The sequence below is a fragment of the Zwartia lucis genome (assembly GCF_965234455.1).
Taxonomy (GTDB): Bacteria; Pseudomonadota; Gammaproteobacteria; order Burkholderiales; family Burkholderiaceae_B; genus Zwartia; species Zwartia lucis.
Genome location: NZ_OZ248472.1, coordinates 12917 through 38132 on the forward strand (window position 1 = coordinate 12917; position 25216 = coordinate 38132).

General features: G+C 51.5%; 21 protein-coding genes and 1 pseudogene. 14 read left to right on the top strand and 8 right to left on the bottom strand.

Features of this window, described 5'->3' with window-relative positions; translation table 11 throughout:
• Positions 1–57 precede the first annotated feature (57 nt).
• Entirely contained in the window at positions 58–2766 is a 2709-nt protein-coding gene (gene pepN / locus AC8GE9_RS00075; RefSeq protein ID WP_506675095.1) for an aminopeptidase N, read from the bottom strand.
• Between the two features lie 126 nt (positions 2767–2892).
• Here pepN and AC8GE9_RS00080 point away from each other — a divergent pair, with 126 nt between their 5' ends.
• Together AC8GE9_RS00080 and AC8GE9_RS00085 are read left to right on the top strand one after the other, a co-directional pair.
• Positions 2893–3729: a TauD/TfdA dioxygenase family protein gene (locus AC8GE9_RS00080; protein WP_506675096.1), complete on the top strand. Its 837-nt coding sequence runs from the start codon at positions 2893–2895 to the stop codon at positions 3727–3729.
• 60 nt (positions 3730–3789) lie between these two features.
• Complete coding sequence (locus tag AC8GE9_RS00085) at positions 3790–4788, top strand: Bug family tripartite tricarboxylate transporter substrate binding protein (protein WP_506675097.1); 999 nt, start codon at positions 3790–3792, stop codon at positions 4786–4788.
• A gap of 94 nt (positions 4789–4882) precedes the next feature.
• Here AC8GE9_RS00085 and AC8GE9_RS00090 read toward each other — a convergent pair whose 3' ends face one another.
• The gene (locus tag AC8GE9_RS00090; RefSeq protein ID WP_506675098.1) at positions 4883–5245 is read right to left on the bottom strand and encodes an H-NS histone family protein; all 363 of its coding nucleotides are present in this window, start codon (positions 5243–5245) and stop codon (positions 4883–4885) included.
• Between the two features lie 262 nt (positions 5246–5507).
• Here AC8GE9_RS00090 and AC8GE9_RS00095 point away from each other — a divergent pair, with 262 nt between their 5' ends.
• The 7 genes from AC8GE9_RS00095 to glcF all read left to right on the top strand — a co-directional run bounded on the left by AC8GE9_RS00095 (position 5508) and on the right by glcF (position 14309).
• Complete coding sequence (locus AC8GE9_RS00095) at positions 5508–6368, top strand: carbon-nitrogen hydrolase family protein (RefSeq protein WP_506675099.1); 861 nt, start codon at positions 5508–5510, stop codon at positions 6366–6368.
• Positions 6365–7822: a metalloprotease TldD gene (gene tldD, locus AC8GE9_RS00100; RefSeq protein WP_506675100.1), complete on the top strand. Its 1458-nt coding sequence runs from the start codon at positions 6365–6367 to the stop codon at positions 7820–7822. Before AC8GE9_RS00095 ends, tldD begins: the two co-directional genes overlap by 4 nt.
• A 47-nt stretch (positions 7823–7869) precedes the next feature.
• The gene (aroG, locus tag AC8GE9_RS00105; protein ID WP_506675101.1) at positions 7870–8943 is read left to right on the top strand and encodes a 3-deoxy-7-phosphoheptulonate synthase AroG; all 1074 of its coding nucleotides are present in this window, start codon (positions 7870–7872) and stop codon (positions 8941–8943) included.
• 48 nt (positions 8944–8991) lie between these two features.
• Positions 8992–10407: an FAD-binding oxidoreductase gene (locus AC8GE9_RS00110; protein WP_506675102.1), complete on the top strand. Its 1416-nt coding sequence runs from the start codon at positions 8992–8994 to the stop codon at positions 10405–10407.
• A 97-nt stretch (positions 10408–10504) separates the two neighbouring features.
• On the top strand, positions 10505–11965 hold the full coding sequence (locus tag AC8GE9_RS00115; protein WP_506676273.1) for an FAD-linked oxidase C-terminal domain-containing protein: 1461 nt from the start codon (positions 10505–10507) through the stop codon (positions 11963–11965).
• A 3-nt stretch (positions 11966–11968) separates the two neighbouring features.
• Positions 11969–13069, top strand: coding sequence for a glycolate oxidase subunit GlcE (glcE, locus tag AC8GE9_RS00120; RefSeq protein WP_506675103.1), 1101 nt, complete (start codon positions 11969–11971; stop codon positions 13067–13069).
• A gap of 10 nt (positions 13070–13079) precedes the next feature.
• Positions 13080–14309: a glycolate oxidase subunit GlcF gene (gene glcF / locus AC8GE9_RS00125; RefSeq protein WP_506675104.1), complete on the top strand. Its 1230-nt coding sequence runs from the start codon at positions 13080–13082 to the stop codon at positions 14307–14309.
• Here glcF and AC8GE9_RS00130 read toward each other — a convergent pair whose 3' ends face one another.
• The 3 genes from AC8GE9_RS00130 to AC8GE9_RS00140 are packed head-to-tail and all read right to left on the bottom strand — an operon-like array spanning position 14310 to position 17214.
• Positions 14310–15758 (bottom strand): NAD(P)(+) transhydrogenase (Re/Si-specific) subunit beta, encoded by a 1449-nt coding sequence (locus AC8GE9_RS00130; RefSeq protein ID WP_506675105.1) that lies wholly within the window; start codon positions 15756–15758, stop codon positions 14310–14312. It abuts the gene before it with no gap.
• Complete coding sequence (locus AC8GE9_RS00135) at positions 15755–16096, bottom strand: NAD(P) transhydrogenase subunit alpha part 2 (RefSeq protein WP_506675106.1); 342 nt, start codon at positions 16094–16096, stop codon at positions 15755–15757. Before AC8GE9_RS00135 ends, AC8GE9_RS00130 begins: the two co-directional genes overlap by 4 nt.
• Positions 16096–17214 carry a Re/Si-specific NAD(P)(+) transhydrogenase subunit alpha gene (locus tag AC8GE9_RS00140; RefSeq protein WP_506675107.1) on the bottom strand — a complete coding sequence of 373 codons (1119 nt, stop codon included), beginning with the start codon at positions 17212–17214 and terminating at the stop codon, positions 16096–16098. Before AC8GE9_RS00140 ends, AC8GE9_RS00135 begins: the two co-directional genes overlap by 1 nt.
• A 142-nt stretch (positions 17215–17356) precedes the next feature.
• Here AC8GE9_RS00140 and mnmA point away from each other — a divergent pair, with 142 nt between their 5' ends.
• Positions 17357–18454, top strand: coding sequence for a tRNA 2-thiouridine(34) synthase MnmA (mnmA, locus tag AC8GE9_RS00145; RefSeq protein ID WP_506676274.1), 1098 nt, complete (start codon positions 17357–17359; stop codon positions 18452–18454).
• Positions 18455–18473: 19 nt separating this feature from the next.
• Here mnmA and AC8GE9_RS00150 read toward each other — a convergent pair whose 3' ends face one another.
• On the bottom strand, positions 18474–19085 hold the full coding sequence (locus tag AC8GE9_RS00150; RefSeq protein ID WP_506675108.1) for a glutathione S-transferase: 612 nt from the start codon (positions 19083–19085) through the stop codon (positions 18474–18476).
• A gap of 176 nt (positions 19086–19261) precedes the next feature.
• Here AC8GE9_RS00150 and purB point away from each other — a divergent pair, with 176 nt between their 5' ends.
• Both purB and AC8GE9_RS00160 read left to right on the top strand, forming a co-directional pair.
• The gene (gene purB, locus AC8GE9_RS00155) at positions 19262–20638 is read left to right on the top strand and encodes an adenylosuccinate lyase (protein ID WP_506675109.1); all 1377 of its coding nucleotides are present in this window, start codon (positions 19262–19264) and stop codon (positions 20636–20638) included.
• 31 nt (positions 20639–20669) lie between these two features.
• A pseudogene (locus tag AC8GE9_RS00160) lies at positions 20670–21128 on the top strand (c-type cytochrome).
• On the opposite strand, the gene pcaD reads toward AC8GE9_RS00160, so the two are convergent.
• Both pcaD and AC8GE9_RS00170 read right to left on the bottom strand, forming a co-directional pair.
• On the bottom strand, positions 21118–21891 hold the full coding sequence (gene pcaD, locus AC8GE9_RS00165; protein ID WP_506675110.1) for a 3-oxoadipate enol-lactonase: 774 nt from the start codon (positions 21889–21891) through the stop codon (positions 21118–21120). The pseudogene AC8GE9_RS00160 and the gene pcaD overlap by 11 nt on opposite strands.
• Positions 21892–21971: 80 nt before the next feature.
• Positions 21972–22691, bottom strand: coding sequence for a cytochrome b/b6 domain-containing protein (locus AC8GE9_RS00170; RefSeq protein ID WP_506675111.1), 720 nt, complete (start codon positions 22689–22691; stop codon positions 21972–21974).
• Positions 22692–22889: 198 nt separating this feature from the next.
• On the opposite strand from AC8GE9_RS00170, the gene AC8GE9_RS00175 reads away from it, so the two are divergent.
• Together AC8GE9_RS00175 and AC8GE9_RS00180 are read left to right on the top strand one after the other, a co-directional pair.
• A complete protein-coding gene (locus tag AC8GE9_RS00175) occupies positions 22890–23912 on the top strand; it encodes an ABC transporter ATP-binding protein (RefSeq protein ID WP_506675112.1) in 1023 nt (340 codons plus the stop codon).
• An 18-nt stretch (positions 23913–23930) separates the two neighbouring features.
• Positions 23931–25211, top strand: coding sequence for an ABC transporter substrate-binding protein (locus tag AC8GE9_RS00180; RefSeq protein ID WP_506675113.1), 1281 nt, complete (start codon positions 23931–23933; stop codon positions 25209–25211).
• Positions 25212–25216: the final 5 nt, after the last annotated feature.

A 25216-nucleotide genomic window follows, 5' to 3' on the forward strand; every position in this document is an offset into this window, starting at 1 on the left:
CAAAGTGTGAAGATGAGAGTGTAGGCTAGGTTGATTCAGTCAGTAAACTCAACGTGCTCAAAGTGCAAGTGCCTTGGAGATGATTTCTAAGGTGTTGCGTGAAAGATTGGGTTGAGCGGCGACGCGCTTGAGTTCTCGCTGCATCGGATCACGCACGGCTGGGATAAATCTTGCCCAATGATCAAAAGCGCGTGCGAGTCGCGCGGCGATTTCAGGGTTGAGCGCATCGAGTGCAAGCACTTGGTCAGCCCAATACCGGTAGCCACCGCCGTCGGAAGCGTGAAGTCCGCGCACATTCGCGACACAAAATTGGAAAATCACTGAGCGCGCGCGGTTGGGATTGCGCAGTGTAAAGGCAGGGTGAGCCATGAGGCCGAGCATGTCCTCGACTGTTGTTTGTGGAGAGGAGGCCTGCACCGCAAACCACTTGTCGATGACAAGCGGTTCGTGCTGCCAGTTTTCATAAAAAGCAAAGAGGGCGTCGCTGGTTCGTGCTTCATGCGTTTCGTGTACGAGAGCACCCAATGCAGCCATCCTATCTGTCATATTGGTGGCATGGTTGAATTGTTGAAACGCGAAATCAATGGACTCGCCGTCTTGCGCAGAAACGAGATAAGACAGTGCCAGATTTTTAAGTGCCCGCCTGCCGGACGCAATAGGTGCTGGCGAGTAACTGCCAGGTGTTGCGTTTGAATGATAGGCTTCGATGAGTTCAGCGCGAAAGTGCTTGCCCAACAGGCGCTTGAGTGACGAACGCGCCTGAGAAACTGCAACCGGGTCCATCTCCTCCATGCGCTCGAGCACAGTTTTTTCCAGAGGGAGGCTCAACGCGCGTGTCAAATATCCCGCATCGAGTGCTTTGTTTGCCAGCATGGCGCCCCATGCTTTGAGCATCACGGGATCGGGATCGCACGTTTGACCGGTTTGTCTCCAGGCCGCTGCCATGCTGAGAATTTGTTGGCTCGCGAGCTCTTGGCCTGATTCCCAACGCGCGAAGGCATCCTGGTCGTGCGACGAGAGTAGGGCGAGCTCTTGGTTGGAGTAGGGATAGATGAGATTGACGGGGGCAGAAAAATGTCGCAGTAACGAGGGAGTTGGTTTGCTTGAGAGATGTTCGAAGACCCAGGTTTGTGTTTCTTGGGTCAGTTCGAGCATCAGTTCAGTCAGAGGAGCACCGGTTTTTGGATCTTTGCCCAGCAAAAAGGGTGCGCCCTCGGCGTCAAGCAGTCCGATGATGATGGGGATATGAAAAGGGAGCTTGGGCGCGTTCGCTTGTTTTTCAACACCGACAGGTGGGCACTGTTGGGTGAGCGTGAGCGAACAACGTTGCGCTTGATCGTCATAGGCTAGCGACGCGGTGACCCGAGGTGTCCCAGCCTGGCTGTACCAACGTTTGAATTGTTCTAGGTTTTTACCGGGGTTTACGCGTTGTAGGGCCCAACGCATTGCCTCAACAAAATCATCGCAGGTGACCGCTTGACCATCATGTCGTCTGAAATACTCATCCATCCCAGAGCGAAACACGCGTTCGCCCAAGAGTGTGTGCATCATGCGGATGACTTCTGCGCCTTTTTCGTAAACGGTGGCCGTGTAAAAGTTACCGATTTCTTGGTAACTTTCGGGACGAATCGGGTGAGCCATCGGTCCGCTATCCTCGGGAAACTGCGCCGCACGCAAGGTGATGACATCATCGATGCGCTTGATGGCACGTGCACTCGCCGCCCCGGTTTGATCAAGGCCTTGCGCCATCATATCGGCGGTAAATTCTTGGTCTCTAAATACAGTGAGGCCTTCTTTGAGGCTTAACTCAAACCAGTCACGGCACGTGACACGGTTGCCCGTCCAGTTGTGAAAGTACTCGTGTCCGATCACGGCTTCAATCGCTTGATAATTGGCATCGGTAGCCGTATTGGGATCGGCAAGCACGTAGGCGGCATTAAAAATATTGAGGCCTTTGTTTTCCATGGCTCCCATGTTGAAGTCACGCGCGGCCACGATCATGAAACGATCAAGATCCAGTTCGAGTCCGAAGCGTTGTTCATCCCACCGAAGCGAGCGCTCTAAGGACTCCATTGCCCATTCTGTTTGGCTTTCTGAACCGGGATCGCTGTAAACCTGCAACAAAACATTGCGACCGCTTGCCGTCATGCTTTGGTGCTCTCGACAGGCAAAGTCTCCGGCGACTAAGGCAAACAAATAGCTGGGTTTTGCAAACGGATCATGCCATTGAACTTCGTGACGATGGTCTTCGAGGTCTCTTTTTCCAGTCAGATTACCGTTTGATAAAAGGAGCGGGTATAGGGTACGGTCTGCGCGCAACGTCACGTGATAGACGGACATGACGTCTGGTCGGTCAGCAAACCAGGTGATTTTTCTAAAACCCTGTGCTTCGCATTGTGTAAAGAGACTTTTGCCAGAAACATACAGACCGGAGAGGCTGGTATTTTGAGCGGGTTGACACGTACTGACAATGATAATGTCAGCCTCATCGGGGACATCCATGAGCGTCAGCGTGGTTTCTGATATCAAGTATTGTGGACTGGTGAGCAAATGGCCATTGATATGAACAGAAATCAGCGCGAGATCCTCCCCGTCCAAGACAAGGTTTGAGACTCTGGGTAAATCATGACGACGCGCAACGCTGAGCTGAGTCCGAACCCAAGTGAGTTCAGCCTCTAGTTCAAACTCGAGTTTGACACTAGGTATACGAAAAGCGAAGGGGCGGTAGTCCTCGCGTCTTATAGTTGTACCAGTTTCTGTGCGCATGCGTTCATCCAAAGAGATTCTGCTTTATTGTATAAGTCAGCCGCCTAAAACTGGTTAAATCACTTCTTTTGAAGCCCAAATCTGTCCTATGATTGGGATTCGTTTCTTTCTAACCATGACATTGCTATGAACTCAACACTAGAAGTCCGTCCACTTTCAGGTTCCGTAGGCGCAGAAATACATGGTATTGATTTGCAGGGTGCGCTGAGCGATAGTCAAATCGCCCAGATTCGTGAGGTTTGGCTTAAGTACGGCGTGATCTTCTTTCGCAATCAGCCGCTAGAGCTTGCGACGTTTCAGCAGTTCGCGATGCGCTTTGGAGAAGTTGTCGAATACCCCTTTGTAAAGGGGTTGCCCGATTTCCCCATGATTATTCCCGTTTTAAAACTACCTCACGAAAAGCACAATTTTGGTGGTGTCTGGCATACGGATACAACGTATTTGAAAGAGCCTCCCATGGCGACGATGTTGATCGCGCGAGAGATTCCGCCCTACGGTGGAGACACTTTGTTTTCGAGTAATTATGCCGCCTTTGAGTCTCTTTCGCCGGCTCTGCAAGAGACCCTGACAGGTATGTACGCTGTCAATTCCTCGGCAAAAGCCGCGGTGACGAAAACGCGCGAGGATCGTCTGGCTGACTCTGCCAAAGCCTCAGAGCGGGAAGACCTGAGTGCCGAGCATCCTGTCGTACGTGTACATCCTGAAACAGGCCGTCGGGCGCTCTACATTAATCCGGGACATACCACCCGTTTTGTGGGCTGGACCGAAGAGGAAAGCGAGCCTTTACTGAAATATTTGTTCGCGCATCAGGTGAGGCCTGAATTTACGTGTCGTTTTGCTTGGCAAGTCGGCTCGATCGCCTTATGGGATAACCGCTGTGTATTACATAACCCCATCAATGATTATCACGGACATAAACGTTTGTTGCATCGCATCACGCTGAAAGGCGACAAACCTCAATAAACGCAATTTTGTTCAATCCGGTCAGTTTTTAATTGATTATCACCACCCACTGAGAAAATAATGAAAATAACATTACGCAATATCGCAATGTCGATGGCGGCTGTCTTTGGTCTGGTTTCCGCCTCTTTGTCTTTAAATGCTTCAGCTCAAATACCTTCGGAATTAACGGGCAAGTCCATCAAGATTATTGTTCCTCAGGCCGCTGGAGGGGCTTCGGATGCGATTTCTCGTTTGATGGCGGCAGAGCTGAGTCAGCGTTGGAACACCACGGTTGTGGTAGAAAATCGTCCTGGGGCAGGTGGCAATATTGGCAGTGAAGCTGTCGCCAAGTCCCCTGCAGATGGAACGACATGGTTAATGAGCTACTCTGGTACTCACGCCATTAATCCTTCTTTGTACAAAAAGATGTCTTTTGATATGGTGAAGGATTTAGCACCGATTGGGTCGCTCGCGACGCTACCTTTTGTCTTGGTCGTGAATCCGGCCCTGCCAGTGAAAAATATTGCTGAATATGTCGCTTATGCCAAGGCCAACCCTGGCAAAATTAATATCGCCTCCTCGGGCAATGGCTCAGTGAATCATTTGCTCAATGAAATGCTTGGTTTAGCAGCGGATATTAAAACCACCCATGTGCCTTATAAAGGAGTGGCGCCAGCGCTGACGGACGTGATTGGTGGTCAAGTGCAAGGCGTGTATGCGAGTGCTCCCTCTGTGATGGGACAGATTACCAGCGGTGCGGTGCGTCCTTTGGCGGCCTCTGCATCCCGTAGATCCGCGGCATTGCCTGATCTGCCAACCTTTGGCGAGGCTGGCTATCCTGCATTAGCCCTGGACTCTTGGTTTGCGTTTTTTGTAAATAGCTCGACGCCACTTGCTTTGCGTGAAAAGATACACGCGGAACTCAATAAGGTCTTGGCTGATCCAAAAGTGGTTGAGCAATTGCGTAAACGTGGCGCTGAAACCTTGGTCACAACGTTGCCAGAATTTCAAAAAATTATTAACAATGATTTAGAGCAGTGGGGTAAAGCGGTACGTGCCTCTGGCGCGACGATTGACTAATCATTCGCAGTAGCTTGACAGTTGTCCTAATAAAAAAGCCGAGATCTCTCGGCCTTTTTTACAATACATTCTTTAGTACATCGAAGAGAATGGTTTAGATTAGAAACTGTTGACGTGGCTGACCATTTTTTTCTGCTTCGACGATCCAAAGAGGGGCTTTGCCTCGACCTGTCCAGGTTGCTGAGGTTGCAGGATGGCGGTATTTAGGTGCCACAGGCTTTTTGGTTCCGGAGGCTTTTACAGTCTTTTTAGCCACTATTTTCTTTACTTTAGTGCCTGTTTTGCCAAAAGCAGCTGCGATTTCATCAGGAGTGATGCCATACTCTTTCATGGAGCGCACAATGCTTGAAAGAACCGGCTTGCGTTGTTTAGTTTGCAAGAGTTCGGACTGTTTGCGCAGGCGTTCAATTTCTTTATTAATTTTTGCTTGCTGACTAGCGTAGTTTTGATCTGTCATGTCCCTGCCTTTTAAAGAAAAATATAAAATACCAATGATTAAACTTATTCAAATGGGTCCATATATTACACAATATACGCCTTAATAAAAAAAATGGGAAATATCATCAAGGTAAATACGCATATAAAACATTGAATAAGTTGTATTTTTGCAAAGATTTTTGCAAAGCTCTTTGAAAGTTGATCGTCAAATTTATGATGATTAAGGCAATGGTTTAATTGAGTTGAATTTAATTGAGTCAATTATAAATTTGGGAACTACTATGCCATTGAGTACGCCTTCAATTGATTTGCCCTCTGTCTGTCTACGTGCCCCTTTCAAGGTGGCTGCGATTCAAATGGTGTCTGCTTCCAGCGTCGATCGCAATATAGAGATTGCTGGGCGGTGGATTGCAAAAGCGGCCGAGCAAGGGGCGCAGTTCGTCGTTTTGCCAGAATATTTTTGTTTAATGGGTCGAAAAGAGACCGATAAACTTTCTGTGGCTGAAACTGAAGGTGCAGGTCCGATTCAAGATTTTTTATCAAATACTGCAAAAAAATATCATATATATTTGTCTGCAGGTAGTTTACCGTTGGTCTCACCCGATGCGGGTCGGGTATTTAATACGCAGCTTGTCTATAACCCAATTGGCGAACAAATCGCACGATACGACAAAATACATTTATTTAGTTTTTCCCGGGGAGAGGAGAGCTACGATGAATCTCGGGCTATTTTGGCGGGGGGGAAAGTTTCTCGACTACAGACGCCGGACATTACTTTAGGCTTATCTATTTGCTATGACCTCAGATTTCCTGAGCTATACCGAGCCATGGGGCAAGTGGACTTGATTGTGGTGCCCTCGGCGTTTACCTATACGACGGGAAAAGCCCATTGGGAGATTTTGCTTCGTGCCCGCGCCATCGAAAACCAGTGTTACGTTTTAGCGCCTGCTCAAGGTGGGCAGCACGAGAATGGACGTCGCACCTGGGGTCATTCTATGTTGATTGACCCTTGGGGAGATATCCTAGAGGTGTTACCCGAGCAAGAGGGTATCGTAAGCGGTACGATAGAGCCTAATCGTTTAATAGAAGTCCGACAATCCCTGCCGGCACTTTCGCATCGAACATTATTTGCTGATAAATGAAACTGATTGATCCCGCCATCGCTTCACTCTCCACCGCCAAATCACTGCTACTAGACCCTTGGGGTTTAAGTGAGTCGGATTTAAACCGCGCGCTAGGGGATATTTTTACGCACAAGGTCGATTACGCAGATTTGTATTTTCAATACACACGCAGCGAAGGTTGGAGCCTCGAAGAAGGCATCGTCAAGACCGGAAGTTTTTCGATTAGCCAAGGCGTGGGTGTGCGTGCTGTGGCGGGTGAAAAAACGGCATTTGCTTACTCTGATACTTTGTCTGCTGATGCACTGATGTCTTCTGCCCATGCTGTGCGCAGCATCGCTCGCCAAGGTGCTGGCAAGGCGCGCGTACCTGGCGCTAAAAGTGATCGTGGCGTAAGCCTTTATCCGCCTGTGGATCCCTTGGTCACAATGACGGCTCCGGACAAAGTGGGCTTGCTCGAGCGCGTAGAGAAAATGGCTCGGGCCAAGGATCCTCATGTCAAGCAAGTGATGGCGAGTCTTGGGATGGAGTATGACGTTGTCATGATTGCGGGTAGCGATGGCCGTTTGACCGCGGATGTTCGTCCTTTAGTGCGTTTGTCGCTTTCTGTCGTAGTCGAGCGTGAGGGCCGCAGAGAAACCGGCAATGCGGGTGGAGGCGGTCGTTCTGGACTTGAGTACTTTTCCGACGAGACTTTACGCCAGTACGTTGATTCAGCGGTAAACGAGGCGATGATCAATCTAGATGCGCGTCCCGCTCCCGCAGGAGAGATGACCGTGGTGCTTGCGGCGGGTTGGCCCGGTATCTTGCTGCACGAGGCTGTCGGCCATGGTTTAGAGGGCGATTTCAACCGTAAAGGTTCGAGTGTTTTTTCTGGCAAAGTGGGCCAACGCGTTGCATCCAAAGGGGTGACCGTCGTTGATGATGGCACGATCGAAGGCCGACGAGGCTCTTTAAACGTTGATGACGAAGGCAACGCCACGCAGCGCAATGTGTTGATCGAAGACGGTATTTTGCGCGGCTATCTACAAGACACCTTGAATGCGCGTCTGATGAAAACAGGTGTAACAGGCAATGGACGCCGCGAATCGTTTGCGCATTTGCCCATGCCACGCATGACCAATACTTTTATGTTGTCTGGCCGAGAAGAGCCAGAGGAAATGATCAGCTCGGTCAAAAAGGGTATTTACGCGGCTAACTTTGGTGGCGGGCAGGTGGACATCACAAGCGGCAAATTTGTCTTTTCAGCATCCGAAGCCTATATGATCGAAAATGGGCGTATCACTTATCCAATCAAAGGTGCCACATTGATTGGTAGTGGCCCAGAGTCGATGAATCGCGTGAGCATGATCGGCAACAATATGAAGCTTGATAGCGGTGTAGGGACATGCGGTAAAGAGGGTCAAAGTGTGCCCGTAGGTGTCGGTATGCCCACGATCAAAATGGAAGGCTTGACCGTTGGCGGTACCGCCTGATTATTCTTTTTTTTTAATCGATTTGTTATCTGTTTTAGGAGTCAGTTGTGCCACACAATACCGATGACCTGCGTATCCGCGAGATTAAAGAGCTTGCTCCACCTTCGCATGCAATGAGTGAAAATCCCTGCACGACCGAAGTCTCCTCGCTCGTGTTCGAGACGCGTCAGTCGTTACATCGTATTTTGCATGGCATGGATGACCGTTTGGTTGTCGTGATCGGGCCGTGTTCGATTCATGACACCAAAGCAGCCATCGAGTATGCCAATAAACTCAAAGCCCAGCGTGAGCGCTTAAGCGGTGAGCTTGAAATTGTGATGCGTGTGTATTTTGAAAAACCCCGCACAACAGTTGGCTGGAAAGGGCTCATTAATGACCCTGAACTCGATGGCAGTTTCAACATCAACAAAGGTCTTCGTACGGCGCGAAGCTTGTTGCTCGAGATCAATGCGATGGGTTTGCCCGCGGGTTGCGAGTTTTTAGACATGATTACGCCTCAATACATCGCTGATCTTGTGTCTTGGGGCGCTATTGGTGCTCGCACAACTGAGAGTCAAGTGCATCGCGAGCTAGCATCCGGTTTGTCTTGTCCCGTGGGTTTTAAAAATGGTACAGATGGAAATGTCCGCATCGCGGTCGATGCCATGAAGGCTGCCTCGCAGCCACATCACTTTTTGTCTGTCACAAAAGCAGGTCACTCGGCCATTGTGTCGACGCTCGGTAATGAAGACTGTCACGTCATTTTGAGAGGTGGCAAAGCACCTAACTTTGATGCGGCGAGTGTGCAGGCCGCGTGCGACGAAATGGCTAAGTCTGGACTGGCGCAACGCGTCATGATTGATGCCAGCCACGCTAACAGTAATAAAAAACCAGAAAATCAACCTGCGGTGTGTGCAGATGTGGGTTCACAGATTGCACAAGGTGAGACGAGAGTGATGGGTCTGATGATCGAGAGTCATCTCGTGGCGGGTCGTCAAGACTTGATCTCAGGCCAGCCTCTTGTTTACGGGCAGAGTGTGACGGACGGTTGCATCGACTGGGATAGCTCGGTCAAGGTACTTGAGGCGCTGGCCGAATCCGTTCGTGAGCGTCGTCGCACCTTGCTTAAAAACGAGCAGTAGAGCGGTTGTTTAACCAATCGACTGAGTGAACTAAAGGGTTTTTTTGATATGAACGCACCTCACGATATTCAATCTTTGCGCTGTCCGCTTCCTGAGGAAATGATCACCGAGTTGAAAGCTCGGTTTGGTGATCGTTTTTCTATGGCTAATGCTGTCAGGGATCATCATGGCCGCGATGAGTCACCGTATCCTTCGATGTTGCCCGATGGGGTGGTCTTTGCTGAGAGTACCGAGGAGGTAGTTGCGGTTGTAAAGCTGTGTGATAAACATGGTGTGCCGCTGATTCCCTATGGTTCTGGCTCATCCCTAGAAGGCCATATCTTGGCGGTACAAGGTGGCATCAGCTTGGATCTGACCAGGATGAACAGGATTGTCGCCCTGCATGCGGAGGATCAAACGGTCACCGTGCAGGCAGGCTTGACGCGCAAACAGCTCAATGAACAGATTCGAGATACAGGTTTGTTTTTCCCCATTGACCCGGGAGCCGATGCTTCGCTGGGTGGAATGTCGGCCACGCGTGCGTCGGGAACGAATGCTGTGCGTTATGGCACGATGCGTGAAAACGTTGTGAATCTTACGGTTGTGACGGCTCAAGGCAATGTGATTCGGACTGCGCGCCGAGCGAGAAAATCATCGGCAGGCTACGATTTGACGCGCCTGTTTGTAGGCAGCGAGGGTACGCTCGGTGTGATCACAGAAGTCACCGTGAAACTGTATCCTCAGCCCGAGGCTGTCAGCGCAGCGGTATGTAATTTTCCTAGCGTGCATGAGGCCGTTGCCTGCGTAATCCAGACGATTCAGCTTGGCGTCCCTGTTGCACGTGTTGAGTTGATGAATGCGGATGCCGTGCGCGCGAGCAATCTCTACAGCAAACTGACCTTGCGCGAAACACCACTTTTACTATTTGAGTTTCACGGTAGCGACGCCAGTGTTAAAGAGCAGGCTCAGACTGTGCAAGAGTTGGCCAAGGATTGTGGTGGCATGGACTTTGAGTGGGCTGAGCGTCCCGAGGATCGCAATCGACTTTGGACTGCGCGCCACAATGCGTATTTTGCAGGCTTGCAGTTACGTCCGGGTTGTAAGGCTAGTACGACCGATGTCTGTGTGCCTATTTCCAGACTTGCGGAGTGTATTGATGCCGCCACAGAGGCCTTGTCAAAGGTCAGTTTCCCAAGCACGATTGTGGGACACGTCGGTGATGGAAATTTTCATGTACTGATGTTGTTGGATCCCAACAACGAGAGCGAGTGGCAGGAGTCCGAGCGCTTGAATTATCAGTTGGTGACGCAGGCGATTGATGCGGATGGTACGTGTACGGGTGAGCACGGCATTGGCTTACATAAAAAACAGTTCATGGCGCGTGAGCATGGTGAGGACGCCCTTGATCTAATGCGCACGCTCAAACAATCCTTTGATCCCAATAATATCCTCAATCCTGGAAAGGTCATTGACCCCCGCATTTAAGGCATACATCGGGTAAGTCCTGTCCTGCGTAAACTTGTCTTACGCGCTATTGTTGAGTCCTATGAATGCGATCATCGATACTGGTTTATCCCCCTTAATGGTGCCACCCAAAGAAGAGGTGGTCCTTGCACTGCGCGCTGCGGTTCCCCCGCATTGTGTGCTGAGTCGCGAGGAGGAAACGCGTCCTTACGAATGTGATGGCTTGTCTTTGTACCGGTCGCTTCCGATGGCTGTGGTGTTGCCTGAGACCGAGGCGCAAGTTCAAAATGTCTTAAAAGTCTGTAAGCGTCTGAATGTGCCTGTCGTGGCGCGAGGCGCTGGCACTGGTCTGTCGGGTGGCGCGATGCCGCATGCCCAAGGCGTCTTGCTGGGGCTCGCTAAATTCAACAAGATTAAACATATCGATGCTGAAGCTGCCCTCGCTGTGGTCCAGCCAGGGGTGCGTAATTTGGCTGTTTCAGAGGCAGCTGCACCTTATGGTTTGTATTATGCGCCGGATCCCTCTAGTCAGATCGCTTGCACGATTGGAGGTAATGTCGCAGAAAACTCTGGGGGCGTACATTGCCTGAAGTATGGTCTGACGATTCATAATGTTCTCAAAGTCCGCATGGTGACGATGGAGGGAGAGATTGTCGAACTCGGCTCTCTGGCTCCAGATAGTCCCGGCCCAGATTTATTGTCTGTCTTCGTTGGTTCAGAGGGCATGCTGGGTGTAGTGACCGAGGTCACCTTGCGCTTGACGCCAAAGCCTGCTTTGGCAAGCGTCATCATGGCAAGTTTTGATGACGTGGAAAAGGCCAGTGACGCTGTGGGCAAGATCATCGGCGCTGGCATCATTCCTGCTGGGCTCGAAATGATGGACAAACAGGCTACGCAGATGGTGGAGCCTTTTGTGAAAGCCGGCTATGACATGGATGCCGAAGCGATTTTGTTGTGCGAATCGGACGGCACAGTCGAAGAAGTCGCCGAAGAATTGCAGCGCATGGAGCAGGTGTTTCAGCGTGCTGGGGCCACTCGGCTTCAGGTTTCAACCAGCGAAGCCGAGAGATTAAGGTTTTGGGCAGGTCGTAAAAATGCCTTTCCGGCCGCAGGGCGCGTTTCTCCTGATTACTACTGTATGGATGGCACGATTCCACGACGCCGTTTGGGCGATGTTTTAAAGGCAATTCAAGGCATGGAGACGCAGTTTGGACTGCGTTGCGCCAATGTGTTTCATGCTGGGGACGGCAATCTACATCCCCTGATTTTGTTTAATTCAAACATCGCAGACGAAGTGCAGCGTGCCGAGGATTTCGGGGCTGCGATTCTGGAGCTTTGTGTTGAAGTCGGGGGTACCATCACCGGTGAGCATGGCGTCGGCATGGAAAAGATCAATCAGATGTGCGTGCAGTTCAGTCGCGATGAGCTCGATATGTTCATGGCCGTCAAACGTGCTTTTGATCCAGCTTGTTTGCTTAATCCTGAAAAGGTGATCCCGACGTTGGCGCGTTGCGCTGAGTACGGCAAGATGCACGTGCATGGTGGAGCACTTGCTTTTCCAGATTTGCCGAGATTTTGACGTATGACAAACTACCAAATTTCTCAGTTGATCGAGCAAGTATTGTCTGCGCGCGCGAGCTTTAAACCTATCCAGATTCGTGGTGGTGGGACTAAATCTTTTTATGGAAATACCTTTGATCGTGCTGGAGAAGCTCCAGTGATCTTGGATATGCGAAGCGCGCGCGGGATCGTCAACTACCATCCCTCGGAGTTGGTGATCACAGCCTTAGCGGGTACGCCACTGCAGGAGATTGTCGATACATTGGATGCTTCAGGTCAGATGCTGGCCTTTGAACCACCCGCCTTCGGCGCAGGTGCGACGATTGGTGGCTGCGTATCCGCGGGCCTTGCTGGGCCTGGACGCTATGCGGCAGGTCCGGTCAAGGATTATGTGTTGGGTGCGCACTTGTTGGATGCGCAAGGGCGAGTATTAAAGTTTGGCGGCGAGGTCATGAAAAACGTGGCAGGCTATGACGTCTCGCGTTTGCTGACAGGTGCCTTGGGGATGTTTGGTGCTTTGACGCAGGTTTCCATCAAGGTGGCGCCTAAGCCCTTCGAGGTTTGTACGCTTGAGTGGGATATGGACGAATCCGCCGCTTTGGCGAAATGTCTGAGCTGGCGTGCCAAACCCCTCCCTATTTCGGCAACGTCATGGGAGTCAATCGGTGGGTCAGGGCGTTTGCGAGTCCGTTTAGCAGGTGCTGCCGCAGCGCTGTTTTCTGCGAGGCAAGTGCTAGGCGGGGATATCATGGATTCGGAAGATGCTGCTCGGTATTGGATTGCGTTGAGAGAACAGACTCTTGCGTTTTTCTCCACATCCGTTTTGTGGCGTATCGCCTGCGCGCCTGGTATGGCAGCGTTGAATGCTGGGCCGACTTTAATTGAATGGGGTGGCGGTCAACGTTGGATTGCTGCCGATGCGGATCCCCAGTCATTTCGCAGTTTGGCTGAGCAGGCGGGTGGGCATGCGACGCTGTTCAGACCTGCTCAAGGTAGAGCGTTACCACCTCAGGGTGTATTCCATCCATTAAGCCAAGGTGCAGCCACCATTGTGCGAAGACTAAAGGAAGAGTTTGATCCTAAGTCGGTTTTCAACCCCGGTCGTTTGATCGCAGGTCTATAACGAGACAATCATGCAGACCAATTTGGCGCAGTGGGCACGTGACTCCAAGCTCGGACAAGAAGCCGACGACATTTTGCGTCGTTGCGTGCATTGTGGTTTCTGTACCGCGACATGTCCAACCTACCAGGTGCTTGGCGATGAGCTGGACAGCCCGAGGGGGCGTATCTATCTGATTAAAGAGGTTCTGGAGGGAAAAGAGCCCACACAGGCCACGCAACAGCATTTGGATCGTTGTCTGACTTGCCGTAATTGCGAAACAACGTGTCCCTCTGGAGTCGAGTACGGCCATCTTGTCGATATTGGACGTCAGATTGTCGAAGAAAAAGTGAAACGACCTTTAGGTCAACGACTTCAACGTACGCTATTGCGCGAGGGGCTGACGTCGCGGTTCTTTGCACCTGCTTATAAGCTAGGGCAGTCACTTCGCGATTGGCTACCAGAATCCTTGCAACGTAAGATCATTGCGCCTAGGCCGGTTGGCGATCGTCCTGTGACCTCTGGCCTTGCCCGTCAGATTCTTTTGCTATCGGGTTGTGTTCAACCAACGATGATGCCCTCGATTGATGCCGCAACAATTCGTGTGCTCAACCGTCTGGGGATTGGATCGCAAGTCGTGGCGGGAGCGGGCTGTTGCGGTGCACTGAGTTTTCATCTGGACGATCAGGAGCGCGCGCGTGCGCAGATGCGTCAAAACATTGATGCGTGGTTACCTTACGTCGAGTCTGGCAAGATCGAGGCGATCGTCATGAATGCCTCGGGCTGTGGCGCGATGGTGGTTGAGTATGCGCATCACCTGAGGGATGATCCTGTTTATTTACCCAAGGCTGAAAAAATTGTTTCTTTTGTGCGAGATATTGCACAGGTCGTCGGACCCCATGCGCAGGCGCTTGCTCAACACATTGATACCTCGAAACTCCCGCAGAGACCTGTCTTTCATCCGCCATGCACCCTGCAGCACTGGCAAGGCTTGCGTCCCGCGAGTGAGCAGCTTCTCGCCGCACTCGGACTGACTTTGCAACCGTTTACAGAAACGCATCTCTGTTGCGGCTCTGCGGGTGCTTATTCTGTGTTGCAACCTGAGATTTCGACCGAGCTGCGCGATCGTAAGCTGGGCCACCTGAATGCAGCCAAACCAGACATGATGTTGTCATCTAATATTGGCTGCATTGGTCATTTGCAGAGCGGGACGGACACCCCGGTCCGTCACTGGATTGAAGCGGTCGATGCCGCGTTGAAATAATTAAGAGTGACCGACCGCTTTGACTAGGTCTTCAATGACCTTTTTTGCATCGCCAAAGACCATCATGGTTTTGTCCATATAGAACAGTTCGTTATCCAGACCTGCGTAGCCAGAGGCCATGGAGCGCTTGTTCACGATAATCGTTTTTGCTTTGTAGGCTTCGAGGATCGGCATACCTGCGATGGGTGACTTAGGGTCTGTTTTAGCGGCGGGGTTCACCACATCATTGGCGCCCAACACCAACACAACATCCGTTTGCGCAAATTCGCTGTTGATGTCTTCCATTTCGAACACCTGATCGTAAGGGACTTCGGCCTCAGCGAGCAAAACGTTCATGTGGCCTGGCATACGTCCGGCGACAGGGTGGATAGCATATTTGACGGTCACGCCTCGCTCGGTGAGTTTTTCAGCCAGCTCTTTGAGTGCATGCTGTGCGCGCGCGACAGCCAAACCATAGCCTGGCACGATGGTGACGGTTTCTGCATTCGTCAACAAAAATGCGACGTCATCGGAGCTACCTGAACGCACGGTGCGTTGGACGCCATCTCCGGCGGCGGGGCCAGCATCTGTTGCGCCACCAAAGCCACCCAAGATCACGTTAAAGAAGGACCGGTTCATGGCCTTGCACATGATGTAGGACAAAATCGCGCCAGAGGAGCCTACCAAGGAGCCCGCGATAATCAGCATCGGGTTGTTGAGCGAAAAGCCAATCCCTGCAGCGGCCCAGCCAGAGTAACTGTTGAGCATCGACACCACCACGGGCATATCCGCGCCACCAATCGGGATGATGATCAGCACACCCAGGATAAAAGCGATGACCGTCATGATGACAAAGGGTGTCCAGTCTTGCGTCAGCATGAACCAGATGCCGCAGCCAAGCATGATCAGTGCTAAGGCCAGATTGACCATGTGCTGCCCGGCAAAAACGACAGGTGCACCCTGGAAAAGACGAAACTTGTATTTGCCAGAGAGCTTGCCAAACGCGATCACTGACCCGGAGAAGGTAATGGCACCCACAAAAGTGCCAATAAACAGTTCAAGGCGGTTACCAAAAGGGATGGGCACGCCTTTGGCCGCAACAATGCTAAAGGCATGCGGTTCGGCCACAATGGCGATGGCGATCGCGACGGCAGCCAAACCAATCATGCTGTGCATAAACGCGACTAGCTCAGGCATTTTGGTCATTTCCACGCGCTTGGCCATGAGCGTGCCAACCGTGCCACCGATGAGCAGCCCCACAAGTACCCAAGCCAAACCAATACCCGCCTGTGCCTCGCGAGAGAGGCTGACAATCAGTGCTGCAGTAGTCAACACTGCGATGACCATGCCTGCCATGCCAAAGGCGTTACCCAGACGCGACGTCGTGGGGTGAGACAAACCTTTGAGCGCCTGAATGAAGCAAACCGACGCAATCAGATAGAAAAGGGTGACGACGTTAATGGAAATCATGCGTGGCTCCCATGATCTGACGCCTTGTCTTTGGCTGTTTTGTCTTTAGGGGCTTTCTTTTTAAACATCTCGAGCATGCGTCGTGTGACCAGAAAACCACCAAAGACGTTGACCGCAGCGAGTGCAACCGCAAAAACACCCATGCCGCGAGCCAGTCCACCCTCGGTGAGTGCTGCGGCTAACATCGCACCAACAATGACGATGGCCGAGATCGCATTCGTGACGGCCATCAAGGGCGTATGCAGTGCGGGTGTGACGTTCCAGACGACGTGGTAGCCGACGTAGATCGCCAACACAAAAATGATGAGATTCACAAGGGTGGGGCTAATGGCTTCCATTATTTCTTCCTTAAGTTTTTGCCGCCTTCGCAGACGAGGCAAGCTGCAACGATATCGTCATCACGCGCGATGGCAAGATTGGCCTCTTTGTCGATGATGAGTTTGAGGAAGTCCAGCACGTTGCGTGCGTAGAGTGCAGAGGCATCGGTGGGGAGCATGCCAGGCAGGTTGGTCAGGCCAACAAGTGCGACACCGTTTTCATAGACGACAAGACCCTTTTGTGAAAGAGGGCAGTTGCCGCCACGTTCAACTGCAAGGTCGACGATCACGGAACCGGGCTTCATTGCCCGCACGGTATCTGCTGAGATCAACGTCGGGGCCGGACGTCCTGGAATGAGTGCCGTAGAAATCACGATGTCGGCTTGTTTGCATCGTTCAGAGACCAGGACGGCCTGGCGTTGCATCCAACTAGCGGGCATGGGGCGTGCATAGCCACCTACGCCTTTGGCGATTTCACGCTCCTCGTCTGTTTCGAACGGGACATCAATGAATTTGGCACCGAGAGATTCGACTTGTTCCTTGGCGGCAGGACGCACGTCGGACGCCTCCACCACAGCGCCCAGCCTCTTGGCTGTCGCGATTGCTTGCAAGCCTGCGACGCCTGTGCCCAAAATGACAACGCGTGCAGCTTTGATGGTGCCTGCTGCTGTCATCATCATGGGGAACATGCGACCGTAGTAGTGTGCGCCTAGCAAGACGGCTTTGTAACCGGCTAGGTTAGCCTGAGAGGACAAAACGTCCAGGCTCTGCGCGCGCGTCGTACGAGGCGCGGCCTCAAGCGCAAACGCGGTGATACCTGCTTGCGCCATGGCATCGAGTCCTGCTTCGTCAAAGGGATCGAGCATGCCGACCAAGGTGCTTCCAGCGGAAATGGTAGTGAGTTCTGATTCACTCGGTGCACGTACTTTTAGGATAAGCGCTGCGGTCAATGCTTGCGAAGCATCAACGATTTTTGCTCCAGCCTGTTCATAAGCCTGATCTGTAAAGTGTGCAGCCAAGCCTGCGGCCTGTTCAACCAAGACTTCGTGTCCTGCGGCAACATACTTTTTAACCGTTTCCGGTGTGGCCGCCACACGTGTTTCGCTATCGCGGGTCTCGCGCGGGATTCCGATGCGCATCGAGATCTCCATTAAAAAGATGATTAGCCTTGCTTTATACACCAAGCAAGGGCTGTTTACCCCTGGTTTAAAGCTTATTTACCTGCTGTGTATTCGGGTCTGGGTGTGGCTCTACTTTAAGAGCGACTACAATTTAAACAATATGCAAACCTCAAAAAAACGTGTCGTCGTCGGAATGTCCGGCGGAGTTGATTCTTCTGTGACCGCTTGGCTCTTGAAACAGCAGGGCTATGAGGTCATTGGTTTGTTCATGAAGAACTGGGAGGACGATGACGATTCCGAGTACTGTTCGACCAGACAAGACTGGCTTGACGCTGCGAGCGTGGCCGATGTGGTGGGCGTCGATATCGAGGCAGTGAATTTTGCTGCCGAATACAAAGATCGTGTTTTTGCCGATTTTTTGAGAGAGTACTCTGCGGGCCGCACCCCCAATCCTGATGTGCTGTGCAATGCTGAAATCAAATTTAAAGCATTTCTTGATCATGCGATGACCCTCGGCGCCGATCATATTGCGACCGGCCATTATGCTCGCGTTCGGCAGAGGGGTGAGCGCTTCGAGTTACTCAAAGCGGTCGACCATACCAAGGACCAGAGTTATTTTTTACACAGGCTAAATCAAGTACAGCTCGCCCGCACGCTTTTCCCCCTAGGTGAAATCAATAAAACTGAGGTCAGGCGCATCGCACTTGAGCTTGGCTTGCCTAATGCAACGAAAAAGGACTCGACGGGGATTTGCTTTATCGGTGAAAGACCTTTCAGAGAGTTTCTCAACCGCTATTTGCCGACTCAACCAGGTCCGATTTTGACAGAAAAGGGTCTGCAGATTGGTGTGCACCAAGGGCTTTCGTTTTATACACTTGGGCAGCGCAAGGGCTTGGGGATCGGGGGTGTCAAGGGGCATCAGCACGCAGATGGGACGGGACCTGTCTGGTATGTGGCACGCAAAGATATGGCCCGAAATACGCTCTATGTAGTCGAAGGACATGAGCACCCTTGGCTGTTGGCTCAGACACTCGTCGCAGATCAGCAGAGTTGGGTGAGTGGTGTTGTGCCCATTGCGGGTCGATATACAGCGAAGACAAGATACCGCCAAAACGACGCCCTATGCGAGCTCGTTGATAGCCCCCAAGAAAATGCGTTTGGTTTGACATTTGATCAGCCGCAGTGGGCTGTGACACCAGGCCAGTCCGCTGTTTTATACGATGGTGAAGTCTGCTTGGGTGGCGGAATGATTGCTTAGCGCACTGTTGCTGAGCGCACTATTGCTTCGGAGGCGCAGTGTCGAGAAAACTCTGACGCTGACTCAGCTTTGCGTACAGTCGCTCAAGATTCGGGGACTCTGCACGCCAATCGATGTGTGGAAATCGGAAATCCAGATATCCCAAGACACATCCTACGGCAACATCTGCCAAACTAAAATTGACACCCATGCAGAAGCTCTTAGTCCCAAGATCGGCTTCCATGGCTTTGATCGTGGCGTGGATTTTGCCGTACTGACGCTCAATCCATTCTGGACTTTGCTGAACAGCAGGACGTTGCTGTTCCTTGACAATCATAATCGCAGCGTCGAGAGTGCCATCCGCTAAGGCTTCCCAGCACTTTGCAGCGGCACGGTCGCGACCGGTTTTGGGAATAAGTTGGCTGACCGGGGAAAGGGTATCAAGATATTCCGCAATCACACGCGAATCAAAAAGTCGATTGTCGTCCTCTGTGATGAGGCAGGGTACCTTACCTAAGGGATTAAATTCATGCATCAACGTGTCTGGCGCCCAGACATTCTCGATTTGCATCTGGTAATCGAGTTTTTTCTCTGCCATGACGATACGCACTTTACGGACGTAAGGGCTGGTGAGTGATGCGATAAGTTTCATAAGCTGTTCGAGTTTACTAATTAAGATCTATTTAGAAGATACGAGCTAAATAGCGTATTTTTTGTACGTCCATACCTTACCCTGAGTAGCCTCTAAAAGGTAGATATTGTCTTGCAAGTAGGGGTGATAAACTAAAACCAACCCTTTTTGTCGTTTTTTTGTCAGCTTTCTCACCTATGCAAACAAATCCTGCTTTAACTGTTTTAAATGCGGTTTCACCCCTTGATGGTCGGTATGCCTCCCGTTGTGATGCGTTGAGGCCGTTACTGTCCGAAGCGGGTTTTATGGCGCACCGAGTTGAGGTTGAAATTGCTTGGTTGATCGGTTTGTCCCAGGCGGGCCTGCCTGAGCTACCTCCTTTTTCTGAGACGGCCACTCAGGTCTTGCGAAGTTTAGTCGCCGATTTTTCAGAAGCGGATGCAGACCGGATCAAGCAGATTGAGCGCACCACCAACCACGATGTTAAGGCAGTGGAATATTGGCTTAAGGAAAAAGTCGCAGGTCACCCCGAGTTGGAAAAGGCGGGTGAGTTTATTCACTTTGCCTGTACCTCTGAGGATATCAACAACACTTCGCATGCACTGATGTTGGGCCGTGCACGTGAGCAGGTTGTGGTGCCTCAGTTGAAAAAAGTGCTGGCTTCGCTTCAGCATATGGCGCATTCTCAGGCCGCACAGCCCATGCTTGCGCGCACGCATGGCCAGCCCGCAACACCAACGACGCTTGGCAAAGAGTTCGCCAACGTGGCGGCACGCTTGCGTGATGCCATTGGGCATATTCAGTCTGTCGTTCCTTTGGCGAAAATGAATGGTGCGACAGGTAATTACAACGCACATCTGTCCGCATACCCCGAGTTGGATTGGCCTACCTTTAGTGCCGGTGTGCTTCAGGAACTTGGCCTTAAGCAAAATCCTCACACCATTCAGATTGAGCCGCATGATTGGATGGCCGGTTTATTTGATGCGATTGCACGTGCCAACACCATTTTGATCGACTTGAACCGTGACATTTGGGGCTACATCGCTTTGGGTTATTTCAAACAACACCTCAAGGACGGTGAGGTTGGGTCCTCAACCATGCCCCACAAGGTCAACCCCATCGACTTTGAAAATGCGGAGGGAAATCTCGGACTCGCTAATGCCGTTTTGCGGCATTTGTCAGAGAAATTACCGATTTCACGTTGGCAACGCGACCTCACGGATTCGACCGTGCTACGTAATTTGGGTGTAGCGCTTGGTTATTGTTTGGTGGCCTACGATGCTTGTTTGCGTGGTCTGGGCAAGCTCGAGGTGAATGCCGCTGCGATCGACGCTGATATTGACAATTGCTGGGAGGTGCTTGCCGAGCCCATCCAGACGGTGATGCGCCGCTATGGTTTGCCACAGCCTTACGAGCAACTCAAAGCGTTGACGCGTGGCAAAGGCATCACTGAGCAAGTGTTACGCGAATTTATTGGCGGTTTGGCTTTGCCCTCCGCAGTCCGTGCGCGGATGTTGGCAATGACGCCGCGCAGCTATATTGGCCTAGCCCAATCCCTTGCAAAGACGGTATAGTGGAATCATGACAACCCAAAGGATTACACCCATGAAAAAGCTATCGATTTTGTTGGTTTCTGGTGCATTGTTGTCCCCGCTGTGGATGTCCTCGGCCAGCGCCCAGTTTGCTAAACCTGAGGATGCAATCAAATATCGTCAATCGGCTTTTGTCGTGATGGCGTCTCAGTTTGGCCGCATGCAGTCCACTGTTAAAGGGCAAGTCCCTTATGACGCTGCTGCGATCAAAGCAAATGTCGCTCTAGTAAAAACCCTGTCAACCTTGCCGTGGGGCGCTTTTGGTCCAGGCACTTAGGGTAAGAGCGCCGCTAAGCCAGAGGTTTGGTCTGATGCCGCAGGTTTCAAAGCGGCTCAAACTAAATTCGAAGGCGCGGTTGTCAAACTTTCCGCTGCGGCTGACTCCGGCGATTTAGACAAGCTACGCGCAGCATTTGGCGATGTAGGCGCCAGTTGCAAAGCCTGTCACGACGCTTATCGCGTCAAGAGATAAAAGGTAGCACCGCTGCCAGATATTCATTTGGAATTTCTGGTGGCGCGATGTGCGCGCTTTTCACTTTGATCATGTGAGAGCCATTGATGCGTTCCACCAAGGCTTGTCCACGGGCCTCGGGTGTCGACAAGTCCATCTCACCTACGACCACGAGTGTCGGGACTTGGATGCGCTCAAGACGCGGATATAGATTCATGTCACGAATGGCACCACAACAAGCTGCATAGCCACTTGGCGCTTGCAATAGCGCAATATTACGTATTCGTTTTAGATTGACCGTATTTTTTGTCACAAAGTCTGGTGTAAAGAAACGGCTGATCACGCCATCGATAATTGCCGCCATTCCGCCCGTTTTCAACGACGTGATCCGTTGATCCCAGATGCCCGCATCAAACTCTGCTGCAGTATGACTGAGCACAAGTTTTTTCAGACCTGTGGGTCTACGCGCTGCGACTTCCATCCCGATCATGCCGCCTAAAGAAATGCCCCAGTAAGAATAGTGACTCAAACGTGCCGCAGCGATTACGGCTTGCGCATCGTCGGCGAGTTGTTCGATCGAGTATGGACCCGTAGGGATATCAGAGCCGCCGTGTCCACGGGTATCGAAGCGCACAACGTAGAAATGGCGCATGAGCGCCTCTAGCATTGGATCCCAAAGGGTGAGGTCGGTCCCGAGTGAATTGCCCAGCACAAGGCCAGGAAGCTGAGTATCCCCATCTCCTCGCCAATAAATCTTGCAGTCACCGTTATTTAAAATCGGCATGTTTGTTTCCCGGGTCGTTTTTATATTTAATTGATTGACCCAACATTATTCCCTAAAAGCGGGAAATGAACGAGTTTTTCTCAGGTGAAGCTTGCAGGGGCATTAAATGCCAGCTTGATCAGCCACCAAGCAAGTGCCACAAGCAGTGCAGAAAGAATGAATGCACCGAGCCTCACGCGCCAATCGTCCCGAGCGCTTTGCGTACCCTCGGCTAGGGTGTGTTTTGGTACATCACCCGTGACCATGGGTTTGACCAGTCCCTCGCCTCTAAAGCTGTAGAGCGCAATGGCCCCGAGGTGGAGGGCAATGAGGGCATACAGCGCATACTCGCTCAGACCATGCAAGCGAGTCAATAAGGCGACGGTATCGTTGCTGACAAACTGGGCCAGGGGACCTTGTGTCATGACATCATCATTGGCGAAAAGTCCCGTTGAACTCTGATACAAAAATAGACCCAGCATCGCAATGACGGACCATGCGCCTAAGGGGTTGTGACCTGCTTGACGAGTACCTTTGCTGTCTCGCAAATAGGCCAGCGTCTTGGCAGGAGAGCACAGAAACTGACTAAAGCGTGCATAGCGCGGCCCAATCAGCCCCCAAATCACACGAAAGAGCAGCAACACAAAACTCGCAATCCCAAATCTGACATGCCAGTCCATCCAGGCGCCGCCTATATTGGTGGTAATCAGAGCACCCGTGATGCTTATCGCGAGTAGCCAGTGAAACAGACGTGTTGGAAGATCCCAGATGCGTAGTCGAGGTATTGATTTGGGCGTGCGCTGTGCTTGTGTAGGAGGCATGTCGTGTGGCCTAGGGTTATCCATGATGAAATTTATCATTGTTTAATTATGACATCAGTAAAGATTGACCAATAGGTAATATTTTTATAATTTTGTTTCGCAAATACTTAAGCGAGGCCTATTGTCATCGTATTTAAATAAAGTAAAGTTAACGTTAGAGACAAATAACAATACTCAACAAAGAGAATCAAGCTGAACATGATTGCAGTGCAATTCGACCAAGCCGGAAAAAATTGGGGCGCGACCGCAGCGCTTCATCCAACGGATCTGCAACTCGAACAAGGACAGTTCTCGGTCTTGCTCGGTCCTTCGGGCTGTGGCAAGACGACGACTTTACGATTAATTGCTGGGCTCGAGATGCCCACATCGGGTCGAATACATATTTTTGGACAAGACGTCACTGAAGTGCAGCCCGCGCAGCGTGGCGTATCGATGGTGTTTCAAAACTATGCCTTATTTCCCCATCTTTCTGTCGCTGAAAATGTTGTGTTCGGTTTGAAAGTCAGGCGCGTGCCGAAAGTCGAAATTGCAGAACGCCTACGTAAAACACTCGATCTCCTGAGTCTCTCGCAGCTCGCCGCGCGTAAGCCAGGCGAGCTCTCAGGTGGTCAACAACAGCGCGTGGCTTTAGCGCGTGCGTTGGTGGCTGACAGTCAGTTGTGTTTGATGGATGAGCCACTGTCGAATTTGGATGCACAGTTGCGTCAGGAAATGCGTCACGAGTTGCGTGCCTTGCAGCGCAAACTTGGTCTGTCAGTTGTGTACGTAACACACGATCAGACTGAGGCGATGAGCATGGCCGATCGTGTGATTTTGCTCAAGAGTGGGCGCGTTGAGCAGGTTGCGACACCAACCGAAATTTACCAACAACCTCGCACCTTGTTTGTGGCACAGTTTATCGGCAGCGCCAGAATGAATGTGCTTGAGTTGGACGGCTCACGTATCGCAGGCACCGACATCGTGTTGCAAGCGCCGGTTGGTGCGACAAAAGTAGGTATACGTCCAGAGGATCTGCGCCTGGGTGGACCGTATCGCGTGCCGTTGCTGCGAACGGACTTCACAGGTGCGGATTTGATGTTGCATGTGGGGATGGGTACTCAGGTGTTGGTCGTTCGCGCGGATGGTAAGCATGCGCGCGATGTGCAAGGCGAGATTGCCTTAGGTTGGGAGTCATCAAGCTTGCATTGGTTTGATGAAAGTGGTCTTCGTATAAACGTATAAACCGTTAAGGAGAAGTTTGTGAATAAACTCTTAAGTCGTGCGGCGCTCGTTGCTGCGGGTGTTTGTCTGAGCGCGTCCGCGTTTAGTCAAACAGAGGTGTCTTTTTATTTTCCGATCGCAGTAGGCGGACCGATTCCAAAGATCATTGACCAGTACGCCACTGATTTCAGCAAGGCACATCCCGAGTACAAAATCACACCTGTTTATTCAGGAACTTATCAGGAAACAATCGTCAAAGCGTTGACTGCGCACAAGGCAGGTAAACCTCCTACTGCAGCAATTTTGTTGTCGACGGATACGTTTACCTTAGCCGACGAGGGCGCCATTACACCGATCGACAAGTTTGTAAAAACGGATGAAGACCGTGCTTGGCTCAAGAGCTTTTTCCCAGCATTTCTCTTGAATGGTCAGTTTGATAACAAAACCTGGGGTATTCCCTTTCAGCGCTCTACAGTTGTGCTGTATTGGAACAAGGCGTTGTTTAAAGAAGCCGGCTTAGATCCCAATACGCCACCCAAAAATTGGGCTGAAACTATCAGTATGGGACAAAAGCTCACCAAAAAAGATGCCAGTGACAACGTAACACAGTGGGGGATTCAGGTACCCTCAAGTGGCTTCCCTTACTGGTTATTCCAAGGCTTTACCACTCAAAATGACGCGATTCTTGCCAATGCAGCGGGTAATCAGGTTCGGTACGATGATCCCAAAGTAGTCGAAGCATTGCAGTATTGGGTCGATTTGTCGAGAAAGTACAACATCCATCCTCCAGGTGTCGTGCAGTGGGGCACCACGCCACGCGACTTCATGGAAAAGAAAGCCGCTATGATCTGGACGACCACTGGCAACTTGACCAACATTCGTAGCAATGCCAAGTTTGATTTCGGCGTTGCGATGTTGCCAGAGGGCAAGCGTCGTGGCTCACCGACTGGCGGCGGTAACTTCTTTATCTTCGATAAGGCTTCAGCTGCAGAGCAAGAGGGTGCCTATAAGTTCGCGAAATGGTTGACCCAGCCTGAGCGTGCTGCGCAGTGGAGCATTGACACAGGTTATGTTGCCGTCTCTCCTGCGTCATACGATACCCCGGCGTTAAAAAAATACGCAGCTGAGTTTCCCCCAGCCTTGGTCGCACGGGACCAGTTGCCTTTTGCCGTGGCCGAGCTGTCGACGCACGACAATCAACGAGTCACCAAGGCTCTGAACGATGCTCTGCAGGCGGCGTTGACGGGTGCCAAAACACCTGCCCAGGCGCTTAAGGATGCCCAGGCCGAGGCAGATCGTCTCTTACGTAAATATAAGTAATTAGG